The organism is Reichenbachiella sp. (assembly GCF_039944555.1).
Lineage (GTDB): Bacteria > Bacteroidota > Bacteroidia > Cytophagales > Cyclobacteriaceae > Reichenbachiella.
Map to the genome: position 1 here is coordinate 656,235 of NZ_JBDUYN010000004.1, position 11,696 is coordinate 667,930.

At 39.6% G+C, this 11,696-nt stretch carries 9 protein-coding genes; 4 read left to right on the plus strand and 5 right to left on the minus strand.

The window, feature by feature from the left end:
- Window positions 1-87: 87 nt before the first annotated feature.
- The gene (locus tag ABJD64_RS04360) at window positions 88-570 is read left to right on the plus strand and encodes a DinB family protein (protein ID WP_348177783.1); all 483 of its coding nucleotides are present in this window, start codon (window positions 88-90) and stop codon (window positions 568-570) included.
- Here ABJD64_RS04360 and ABJD64_RS04365 read toward each other — a convergent pair.
- Window positions 552-1,619 carry a PA0069 family radical SAM protein gene (locus tag ABJD64_RS04365; protein WP_348177785.1) on the minus strand — a complete coding sequence of 356 codons (1,068 nt, stop codon included), beginning with the start codon at window positions 1,617-1,619 and terminating at the stop codon, window positions 552-554. The two genes, ABJD64_RS04360 and ABJD64_RS04365, sit on opposite strands and share 19 nt — an antisense overlap.
- A 174-nt stretch (window positions 1,620-1,793) precedes the next feature.
- Here ABJD64_RS04365 and ABJD64_RS04370 point away from each other — a divergent pair, with 174 nt between their 5' ends.
- Window positions 1,794-2,147 (plus strand): hypothetical protein, encoded by a 354-nt coding sequence (locus ABJD64_RS04370; protein WP_348177787.1) that lies wholly within the window; start codon window positions 1,794-1,796, stop codon window positions 2,145-2,147.
- 36 nt (window positions 2,148-2,183) lie between these two features.
- Here ABJD64_RS04370 and rmuC read toward each other — a convergent pair whose 3' ends face one another.
- Window positions 2,184-3,521, minus strand: a complete 1,338-nt coding sequence (gene rmuC, locus ABJD64_RS04375) for a DNA recombination protein RmuC (protein WP_348177789.1) — start codon at window positions 3,519-3,521, stop codon at window positions 2,184-2,186.
- Between the two features lie 54 nt (window positions 3,522-3,575).
- Window positions 3,576-4,532 carry a CPBP family glutamic-type intramembrane protease gene (locus tag ABJD64_RS04380; RefSeq protein ID WP_348177791.1) on the minus strand — a complete coding sequence of 319 codons (957 nt, stop codon included), beginning with the start codon at window positions 4,530-4,532 and terminating at the stop codon, window positions 3,576-3,578.
- A 182-nt stretch (window positions 4,533-4,714) separates the two neighbouring features.
- On the opposite strand from ABJD64_RS04380, the gene ABJD64_RS04385 reads away from it, so the two are divergent.
- Both ABJD64_RS04385 and ABJD64_RS04390 read left to right on the plus strand, forming a co-directional pair.
- Window positions 4,715-7,198, plus strand: coding sequence for a response regulator (locus ABJD64_RS04385; RefSeq protein WP_348177793.1), 2,484 nt, complete (start codon window positions 4,715-4,717; stop codon window positions 7,196-7,198).
- A gap of 75 nt (window positions 7,199-7,273) precedes the next feature.
- Window positions 7,274-10,255: a CHAT domain-containing tetratricopeptide repeat protein gene (locus tag ABJD64_RS04390; RefSeq protein WP_348177795.1), complete on the plus strand. Its 2,982-nt coding sequence runs from the start codon at window positions 7,274-7,276 to the stop codon at window positions 10,253-10,255.
- Here ABJD64_RS04390 and ABJD64_RS04395 read toward each other — a convergent pair.
- Both ABJD64_RS04395 and ABJD64_RS04400 read right to left on the minus strand, forming a co-directional pair.
- Entirely contained in the window at window positions 10,252-10,989 is a 738-nt protein-coding gene (locus tag ABJD64_RS04395) for a hypothetical protein (protein WP_348177797.1), read from the minus strand. The two genes, ABJD64_RS04390 and ABJD64_RS04395, sit on opposite strands and share 4 nt — an antisense overlap.
- Entirely contained in the window at window positions 10,986-11,540 is a 555-nt protein-coding gene (locus ABJD64_RS04400) for a sigma-70 family RNA polymerase sigma factor (RefSeq protein ID WP_348177799.1), read from the minus strand. Before ABJD64_RS04400 ends, ABJD64_RS04395 begins: the two co-directional genes overlap by 4 nt.
- Between the last annotated feature and the right edge of the window lie 156 nt (window positions 11,541-11,696).

Genomic DNA, 11,696 nt, shown 5'->3' on the forward strand with positions numbered 1-11,696 from the left:
AGATTAGAATTTACGAGACTCAATTTAACTTTTTTGACTTCTCGATACAATTAGAACATCTAATTAAGAATTATTAAAAATATTGAAATGACAGTAGACCAACTCATTCACAAACTAGAAGAAATTTATGGAGGAAACCCTTGGCACGGAGCATCAATGACAGGTCTGCTTAGTTCAGTCCCTAATGAGCATTTTAGTTTGCCTGTAAGCCCTGGGGAAAAGACCATTTCACATATTTTAGAACACATCATTGCCTGGCGCCAGTTTGCCATTGAGAAACTGAAGGAGAATCAGAGTTTTGATATACCACTGAATACTGAAGCCGACTGGCCTAAACCTCAATCTAGTAGCAATCCTAAGCAGTATTATTTGGATAGACTGAATCAATCGCAGCGAGAACTTTTGTCATTGCTCAAGACCAAAGACGATACCTGGCTCAATGAGGACACACATAATAAATCTTATAAGAATAATTATCTCATTCAGGGAATAGTCGAGCACGATCTGTATCACTCTGGTCAAATCGGCATTTTTAATTCACTATTAGTTGCTCAAAACAATTCTAATTGATTTTCGTCTACCGATCTTCTGAATAGCTTTAAGTCAAATGGATGTTTTTCGAGGCCCAAGCCATACTTGCGTTTGGCCATGGCAAACATTTGATGGATATGATTTGACATTTCTCCTTCACCTCGCATCCTCAGCTTGAACCGACTGTCGTTGAGTGTACCACCATGTAAATCTTTGATCTGGTTAAGCACTTTATCCACTCGATCAGGATAATTTTTTTCTAACCAATCCGTAAATATTTCAGGGATGATACCATTGAGTCGAATGATTGTGTAGGCTAAATCTGTTGCACCATTTTCTGCTACTTTTTCTGCCAGTTTCATAATTTCCATGTTGTTGATCGACGGAATAATGGGTGCCATCATCACCATAGTTGGGATGCCAGCGTCCGAAAGACTTCGGATAGCATTCAAGCGGATACCGACGGCACTTGTTCGCGGTTCTAATACCGATCTGGTTTTATCCTTGAGCGAGGTTAGCGAGATGACCACCTTGGCCAGCTTCATTTGGGCCATTTCACTCAGTATATCTAAATCACGTAAGATCATGGCATTTTTGGTAATGAGCCCTACGGGATGTCGATACTTGAGACAAACTTCTAAAAGCGATCGGGTAATTTTCAGTTTTCGCTCGATGGGCTGATAGCAGTCGGTATTACCAGAAAGCATAATAGGAGAGGGACGCCAGGATTTGGATTTGAAGTGAGCACGCAGCAGATCCGCAGCATTCTCTTTGATTAGAATCTTAGATTCGAAATCCGTACCAGCACTATACCCCCAATATTCATGCGTGTTGCGCGCATAACAATAAATGCACCCATGTTCGCATCCCTGATATGGATTCATCGAATAGGAGAAACCCAGGTCGGGGCTGGTGACTTTGTTTACAATCGTTTTAGGATGTACCTGGATATATTCTGTTTTCGGTTTGTTTTCTTTTTCCCCGGCTTGATGCAAGTGTTGCAAAAAGGATAAGTCCTTTTCGTAGTTGTGTTCAAAAAAACGATTGTCGGGGTTGATTTGAGCACCCCTACCCTTGATGTAATCCATGAAAAATAGAAATATAGTTGCCAGAAAATTGGCCTACTAAATTACTAATATTATTAGTAATTCGCTTCTCTACCTGACAATTTCTTTTGGGGTGATAATCACGAAAACGTTTTAAAGAAACACATTGTGAACAATCAAAATTTGTAATATTGTGAAAAATTTAAATTTTACTGAATGTCAGGATACAGTCTTATCAATTACAAGGGAAAGGATATTCTCTATGTCGACTATACTGGAATGAGCAAGGATGAAATTCTAAGAACCATGGATGAAGCTACTGTATATGCCTTGGAGCTAAATAAACCATTACTTCGTCTATCTAATATGACTGGTGTTTTTGCAGTAAAGGAAGTGGTAGAAAAGGCAAAAGTCAGCGGAAAAACCACTAATCATCTGACGATCAAAAGGGCCGCTGTAGGTATCACAGGAGCAAAGAAAGTACTTTTTAACGCGTTTAATAGATTTTCAGGAAATAGTACCCGAGCCTTTGACACTGTGGACGATGCTAAAGATTGGTTGGTTATTTAGTTCAGTAATGAGCACTGAAATAGTTAGTAGAGCTGTTCAGTCCTCTCCAGATCTCTCCAGCAGTTTCTGATCCATGTTTTTGGTAGCTTTGGCACCGAGCTTTTTCATTTTTTCTGCTCGACTGATCAGGTTGCCTTTACCTTCGTAAAGTTTTTTGGCGGCCTCTACATATACCTTTTGGGTTAGATCGAGTTGGCGACCAATACCTTTTACGTCTTCGGTAAATGCCACAAACTTATCGTAGAGATTACCACCCTCTTTGGCGATTTCTATGGCATTTCTGTTTTGATACTCTTGCTTCCAAATACTGGCGATCGTTCGCAACGTAGCAATCAATGTGGCAGGGCTTACAATTACGATGTTTTTGCTGTAAGCATCATTGAACAGTTCTGCATCTTTTTGAACTGCCAAAGAAAAAGCAGGCTCTATTGGTATGAACAGCAACACAAAATCCAAACCTTCTACCCCATAAAGACTCTGGTAATTCTTTTCACTCAGTCCTTTGATGTGTGCACGGAGAGAAAGTAAATGAGCCTTGATCTGCTTTTCTCTTTCTTCCTTGTCGTCTGTATTGGCAAATCGCTCGTAGGCGATTAAGGAGACTTTTGAATCTACAATGATACTTTTATCATCCGGTAGCTTTACGACAACATCGGGCTGGTACCTATTGCCTTCATCGTCTGCATAAGATTGTTGTACAAAATATTCTCGCTGTTTTTCGAGTCCAGATTTTTCGAGAATACTTTCAAGAATGAATTCGCCCCAGTTACCCTGAGCCTTGGTGTCACCTTTCAAGGCATTGACCAGGTTTTCTGCTTCTTTCGTAATTTTCTGGTTCAGCTCTTTGAAGCCAGCTATTTGCTCTTTAAGGGCCGAGTTGCGTTCAATATTTTCCTTGTTGGTTTCTTCTACTTTCTTTTCGAAAGCAACTATTTTCTCTCCCAGTGGTTTCAGGAGCTGATCTACTTGTTCCTTATTGTGTGTAGTAAATTTCTTACTGTTCTCTTCCAGAATCTCATTGGCCATGTTCTTGAATTCGGCGGAGAATTTCTCCCGGATTTCATTAAGTTCCTCCTTTTGAGTTTTTAGAGTCTCCTGTAGGTTTCTGTAATCTGATTCTAATCTCGTGTGCTGATTATTGAGCTGCACATTCATCTCTCGCTCTCCTTGAAGCTTATCCTCATTTTCCTTTACCTTCTCGCTCAAACCACTCACTTTTTCAATTTCATTAGCAAGTTTGATCTCCAGCTCTTTAGTCTTAATCTGCTCTTCAGCATTTTGTGGATTTTGAAATTTTGACTTGGCTACGAACCATGCAGCTCCGGCGCCTAGAATTAAACCAGTAAACAGGTATACGAAATGATAAACTTCCATGAAACAAATCTATGAAGTGTGAGCAGTTTTTACACCGAGGCGGTATCAATTTTTCTAAGAATCTGCATAGAGTCGCTGTAGCCAGGCGAAAAACTCCATGCTCCAGGCCAGCGCGACATGCAAGACCACACCACCCCATATTCGTTTGGAATAAAAGGCCAAAATACCAATAAAGTATCCGCCAAAAGCCGAGCTAATGGCTTCAGTCATTGGTTTGCCAAAGTGAAGGAAGACATAAGACCCGACCATGGCCAGCACGGCGTGACCACCAAGAACCCGAGCAAATCCTATGACCAGAAATCCTCTAAAAAATAGTTCAACGTTAAGAAAATTTGAACCGTAAATCCCTTCATAAAATATCATAGGAATCCAGCCGGCCAATTCGTGTTGTTCCGCAAAACGCCCTCCTCCGCTGTATAAATACCTCGGATAATAGTTTGTAAGATCTGATAGAAATGAGGCCAGGCCTATTCCGACAACCACGGCCAGCAGTAGAATCGCATAAGGCTTGAAATCTGTTTGCCGAAAACTTAGCCCATACCAGCTTTGATGTTCATCTTTCTTCTTTTCGTAGAAATAATAGAAAAGGAGTAGAGGAATAAAGAGTGTAAAAAAAGATTTAGCACGCCAAAGTACCTTGCGAGCAAAGTGATGATCGATTGGCCCGAGATGGTCAATTAATGCATAATGATAATAGAGCGTTCGGCTGAATCCAATTAGGATAAATCCAAAAATGAATAACAGCCAAAACTCCCCAGATCTGAACCAGACTGTGTTAACTTTGAAAACAGTCAGTAATCCGCAGGTGACCAGAAATGGGAACCCCATATAAAGGCTCATATAAAACCAGTGCAGCCAGGTTTTATGATAGCTATCTACTACACTATCTTCAAAATCATAAGTAAAATTGAGATACGTGCAGATAGCGATAAACGCTGCCACCGACAGGTACAATCCCAAGTGAAAATTTTCGTTAAGGTACTTGGCAAGGTAGTTCCAAAGCTGTTTCATTTATCCTGTAGGTTTCCTGTTCGCTGTAAACATATTGTATGACTGGAAATTTCAAAAAATGTGGAAATCATAGAGGGGTTCATTTTTGGATTAAATATAAATACAATATCATTGAATAGTCCGCAGAAATCGAAGTTGGGAAGAATAATAAATTGATTAACTTTTAGGAAATTTTACCTGTTGTGAAAAGCGCTAAATCTTATTTGAGTTTGTTGATCCTTTTCTGTTGGTTCAACATATATGGCTCAGATCAAGACGTTGTTCACCCCGAATATTTCCTAAAGGATTCATTGTCGCTAAATGACCACCTCCAGATTTTGGTCGACCCTTCAGGCGAATTGACCATTTCCGATATCCTGAAAGAGAATCCGCTTTTTAGCCAAATAAATGTTCCGCTCTCAAAAAGTAATGTCTATTGGGGAAAGTTAATTGTCGAGAACAATCTGGACAACATTAAACTATACCTGCTTTACGTTGGCAAAAATGATTATATCGATTGCTACTATGTGAAGAATGATTCCGTCGTGCAAATTGAGCAGAGTGGTTATTTGTACCCCGAAACCGTAAAGTCGGTGCCGAAGGGAAGCTACTACGTCCCTTTACTCATGAGCGCCAACGCCAAACAAGAATTGTATATCCGAATTGAGGAAAAGGTGCACAACGATCCCGAATTTGATCTTCACCTGATCAGTGGAGCTGATTGGGTTTATAAAATTTTAGATAGACACATTGTAGACTTTATATTTCAAGGACTTTTTTGGATCATCATGTTCTACAACCTGTTCATGTATGCATCCACCAGAAGCAGAGGCTATTTGCATTATGCCATTTATCTTTTCTGTACGGCAATTAATTACCTCTTTCTTACGGACATTCTGAGGGAATACTTCTTCAACAATGTACCCTGGCTAACTATTTATTTCGTTCCTACTACCATTCTGGCAGCAGCTGCTTATTGGGCTTTTGTCAATGATTTTATCAGTGCCAGAAAGCACTTTGTACTTTATCATAGATGGATCAAGATTACTGCTTGGACAAATACTTCCATTTTCGTTTTATCAGTAGCAGTAATTCACTTTACCAGTGAAATTTATATTGTCACAGATGTACTGCGTGTGGCAATTGTCATCAACGTGCTTCTTGTTCTTGGGCTGATCTCCAGAATTTATGATTCGAAGTATGAGATGGTAAAATATTTTATCTATGGCACAGCTGCAATGGTGATCATGGTATTGATAGATGTGATACTCTGGAATCCATCTACCTCTCAGGCCAATTTTGTAAAATATGGTCTTCTCGCTGAGATTATAGTATTTTCAATGGGATTGTCCCAACGGAAAAAAATCAGGGAGAAGGAAAGAAGAAAGGCTCTTAACAAGCAGATCGATCAGTTGAGAGTAAATGAAAGTCTAGCTCAATGGCAAAAAGAGGAACTGGAGAAAATTATAGACCATCGTACTCAAAAAATTAAGAAAAAGAACAAAAAATTAAAAAGGGCCATCAAAAAAGCCGAGACTGCCGCCAGAGTGAAATCTGACTTCCTTTCGGTCATGAGCCATGAGATTAGGACACCGATGAATGCGGTAATTGGAACGATTCATTTGCTTCTCGACGAAAACCCTAAAAAGAATCAACTCGAACACTTGAAAACGCTAAAATTTTCTTCGGAAAATCTATTGATTTTGATCAATGATATCCTCGACTATAGTAAAGTAGAGTCAGGCAATGTAGAGCTTGAGCATATTGATTTTCATTTGAGAGAGCTTACGAAAGGTCTTGGCAACACCTACGAACAAAAGGCTAGTGAGAATGGAGTAAAATTTAACATTCTTATTGATCACAATATTCCTTCAATGCTCAAAGGTGATCCGGCAAGACTTACTCAAATTCTCAATAACCTGATTAGCAACGCTTTCAAGTTTACACCAAAAGGCGAAATCAAATTGCTTATTCATTTATTGGCGAAAAGCAATGGTAGGGTGAAATTGGAATTTGCTGTGGAAGATACTGGCATTGGCATATCTAAAGATAAATTGAAACTTATCTTTGAGAGCTTCACACAGGCACATGCGGATACCACAAGAAAATACGGAGGAACCGGTTTGGGGCTTGCTATTACTAAAAAACTGATCAAGTTGTTTGATAGTCAAATCTTTGTGAAAAGTAAAGTAAACAAGGGATCTAAGTTTTACTTTTCGCTTTACATGGAAGAGGCAGCACATGCCAATGCAGCAGTGGTAGTGGATGACGAGCTGATGAAGGAGGAGGTCAAAGACAAACGCGTACTGGTGGTAGATGATAATGAAATCAACTTGATGATGGCGAAGAAGTTTCTTGACAAATGGGGTTTGATTAGTGATGTGGTTACTTCCGGAAAAGAGGCATTAGAACAGGTGTTCGATGCTGACTATGACTTGATCCTGATGGATCTTCAAATGCCAGAAATGGATGGTTATGAGGTAACGGCCACTATACGTTCACTCGACAATCTGGACTTAAAAAATATTCCGATAGTGGCAGTATCAGCCGATACTTATGACAATGTCAAATTAAAAATCGCTGAGGTAGGTATGAATGATTTCCTTTCAAAACCATTCAACCCTATTGAGCTTTTGACTGTAGTTTATGAGTATACCAAAGGACAGTCGGAAACTTCAAATGTATAATCTTTTATCAATTTGCATATCATCGTTTATATAGCCCAATTTTTATATTTTCGTTCACCTTAGCACCTTTTTGATATGAAAAATGTTTGCCTAGCGCTACTCACCCTAATCCTTACACAGGTCTGCAAAGGCCAATTTAGCCCTTTGGAGCAAAGTTTCACCACACATTATAAGCTGGCAGATTCTTTAAGAAACATAAGGGACTTTAAGGGTGCATTAATTCAACTGGATTCAAGCCTCATGATGCTAGGTGAAGACTCGTTAGAACTCACCTACAATATGTTGGAAAGAGCACAGATTTACGAAGAGACAGAGGTCATGGACTCGGTATATCATTATTATGAACGAACTGAGCAACTAGCAAGAGGTATTGATAATAAAGAACCTTTAAAGGCTTTTTTGGTACTAAAAGGGTATCTATTAATTAAAGACAGAAAATTGCAAGAAAGTAATCAACTGGTACGTGAGGCAATAGGCATGTTGTCAGTTGATGATTTCAAAGGAGCATTTTTCTTGGGACATGCATACAAGACCCTGGCAGAATCATATATTCTTCGTAATCTGCTGGATAGCGCATACGACATGGTCCAAAAGATGCAATATTATACCAAGGCTGACAGCAGTGGTCAATTACTTCCGAATACCTACAGAACTGTTTCGTGGCTCTACTACAGGTTAGGAGATTATGAAAAGTCCCTGGAAGTAATGAGGGTTCCATTTGACGCACAAAATATGAATCTCAACAATCTGGGGCCATCAGGATCTGTCATGGCTGGAAATATTGCGCTCAACTATATGATGTTGGGAGATTATGAACGTGCCGAAGAATATTTAATCGCTGTGACAGAAATGCATCGTCGCAATAACCAGACCCAAGCGTATGGGTATTATCATAACATGCTGTTTTTGGCTGCTTGTTATAAAGACATGAAGGAGTATGAAAAGGCGTTGGAGGCTATTAATGAGCATCTGCAGTCGTATCGTGAGCTCAATTCAAATTATCGTACACCTTACTATTATAATTCACTCCTTTCAAAAGGGAGGGCGCTTGCGGGACTCAATCGCTGGAAGGAAGCACAAGAGATTTTTGATGATATTGTTACTTTTCAAAAACAATTAGAAGATAATCGAGCGCCTTTGTTACGTACCTATCTTGAAATAGGTATGGCAAATATTATTGGTGAGCAATACGAGAAAGCATTGAATTATCTTTTTCAATCTCTGGAATTGCAAAGATCGACTGATCAATTGAAGGGGCCGAACGCTATTCCGATCATGGGTAATTTAGCAGATGCTTATTTCGGTATGAAATCCTATGATTTGGCCATGATTTACATGGATAGTTCACTTTTGATGAATCAGTATTTTGTACCCTACGATTCAAATAAGGTAATGCGTTATCGTGGCACACGATGGCAGATAGAGTTACTGAACAGCAAACTAGAATTTCTTCGTCAGATGTGGAGTGAGAATCCGTCCGAAGAAATTATGCAATCAGCTTTGGATGTAATCCATCAAACTAACGTCACAATTGACCTGGTCAGGAAGGCCATACGAGGGGACAATAGTCGTCTTGAAATTGCAGACGATTTTTATGATCATGCCGTCTTTTTTTACATTGAGAAATATAAAGTGACCGGTGATCCATATGATTTGAGAATGGCTTTCTCGTTTACCGAAAACAATAAGTCATTTCTACTGAACGAAATAACTGGAGAGGCCGCAGTCAGCGATAGTGAAGATTATCAGGCTTTATTGGCCGAAAAAGCCAGACTCAAAAGTATGGTCAGTATCCATTCTTTAAAAGAAGGGTCCTCTCTGCTATACCAGTACTTTGATGAACTTGATTCTATACAGCAAGAAATTGATAATCAGGCGCAATACAACCACTTTAGACAAATCAGTACAGAAAATCTGATGGAATTGAGTACTGATCCGGTGTTGACCATGCATACTGCAAAAGATTATGTTTATACATTTTTAATTGATAATGGGTCGCTGTCCTATATAAAAATTTCAGTTGACTCTACATTTCAGGAGGAAGTCGTGAAGATGCGAGAAGGACTTTCAGACCCTACAGAAGAGATGTATCAGTTATCGATCACCAATGATATGACAGATTTCCTAAAGCACGTGTCCTCCAAAAAACTAACGATCATTCCCGATGGAATACTTAACTATATTCCTTTTGAACTATTGGCCCTTGATGCCTCCGGGGATTCATTACTTATGGACCGATTCAATGTCAACTATCGAAATAGCATTTTTCAATTATTAGATCAAAAGAGTCAAGATAATGTCTCGAAGTCCTATGGTTTAGTAAGTTTCGCACCTGACTTCAGTACTGATAATTTCTTAGCATCAGATGATGCCGTCAGAAGTGAACTGTCATCAATCCCAGGAGCCTTCGATGAGGTCACGACGATCTCTGAGATGTTTAAGGGCAAAAAATTTATAAAAGAAGCAGCAACTGAATCCAACTTCAAAAACATTGCCTACAAGTATGGGATGATCCATTTAGCTACACATGCCCTGGTAGACGACAAGGATCCAAAGCAGTCCCGCATGATATTTAACATTGGCAGTGATACATTGAACGATGGTTATCTTCACGTTCACGAAATTGCGTATATGGATCTTAATGCACAAATGGTCACCTTGAGCGCTTGCAACACAGGCTTTGGCAAGATCAAGAAAGGAGAAGGCGTAATGAGCCTTTCGCGGGCATTTGCTTACGCGGGAGTACCAGCAACGGTAGTCAGTCTGTGGCCCGCTTCGGACAAGTCCACTCCGGAATTAATGAAATATTTTTATCAAAACCTTAAGGATGGTCAATCCAAAAGTGAAGCTCTAAACAATGCAAGAAAACAATACCTTGCAACTGCCACCGGGAAGGCCCGTCACCCGTTTTACTGGGGTGGCTTTGTGTTGATTGGAGACGATAGTCCAATCAAAACCGGTAATTCTAATTTAGCAAGCCTGTTGGCAGTTCTGTTTTTACTGACATGTGTACCTCTAATTTTGATAATCAAAAATAGATATCTGTCGATAGACTAGTTCAGTTCCTCCAGAAGTTTATGTGCTCTGGCTTGATAGTCTTTAGATGAGTGGAGTCTTTCCAGATATCGTTTGGCTTTGTCCAGGCGATCAAATTTTAATTCTATGAGCGACATGTACCAAAGTGCGGCATCCGAATAATAGGGATCATTACTTTCAATAACTGTCATTAGGTCACTTAAGGCCTTTTCATATGATTGCGCTTCAATTTGGCACAATCCTCTAAAAAAAATGGCTGGGACATCCATGGAATCAACTAATATCACCTTGTCAAAAAACAGGGCTGCCTTAGCGTAATTCTTAGCATCGTATTCGGTGTAAGCCTTATGTTTATCGGAACTGGCTTCAACTTCTTCCCTTGTAGGCGTATATTCAAAATTCTCATAAGGATGATAATAAGCCAGGAAGAGATCTTCTCGGTTGGAGGGCAAAAGCATTTTACCTAGATATAGAAAGGCCAGAATCAAGGAGGCCGCTATTCCCATTTTGAAAAATGGAAAGGGCCTTTTGACAAATTCTGAAGAGGCCTCTTCGTCCCAGGATTGAAATTTTGATTTAAGCTGCTCACGCCCATGCGATCGAATACCCAATAGTTCTACTTCTATCTGGTCTGCCAACACTTTAAATTCGGCATCATTGTCGTACCGATCCCTAAAAGATTGGTTTTCTTCCGTACTTAGCCTTCCATTGAAATAATCTCTGATGAAAACTTCAGCCTCTTCCATTTTTCTCATTGTTGGGTACTTTTTCTCAACCTTTCAAGACATCTTTTCTTTTGGTTTTTAGCTACGCCGTCATTCTTATATCTCATTCGATGGGCGATGTCTTTGAATGACAAACTCTCGTAGTAAAACAATCGCAACAAGGTTTTGCACGGCTCCAGCATCCGCCGAATTTCTTCTTTGATCAACTGAGCAGTTGCCACCTTATCACTATCCGTCTCTTCTGTACCTTTCAGGAATACCAGATGTTCATTGAGTCGATCTTCATGTTTGGTTGTAGTGGCCGACTTTCGCTTTCGCATCTTGATTTGATTTTTTGCAATCGCATACAAATAAGTGCTCAATTGGCTGGTCAGCTCATCCAGTTTTCCCAAAACAATGTTTTCGTACAAGTACATTTGCGCCTCCTGATAGAAGTCTTCGGCCTCTTCCGTAGCCATCAGCAATTCTCCGGCACACCAGGACAGAAATTTATTTCTCTCCTGTATATAGAAACTTTTGAAAAGGTTGTCATCACCTTTTTTTAGTTGTTCAATAATCTCCTTATCCAAGTTTCTATCCATTAATAGCTTTAGTACCTAAAGGTATACATCTGATCAATATTTATCAAAAGGTTTTTTTGGACATGAGTGATTGAAACCCTGTTTGCTTACAAAAAAGTGACTTGGTGTATACCTTTTTATTTCAGCGCAATAAAGGAACATGAACAAAAACCTTTA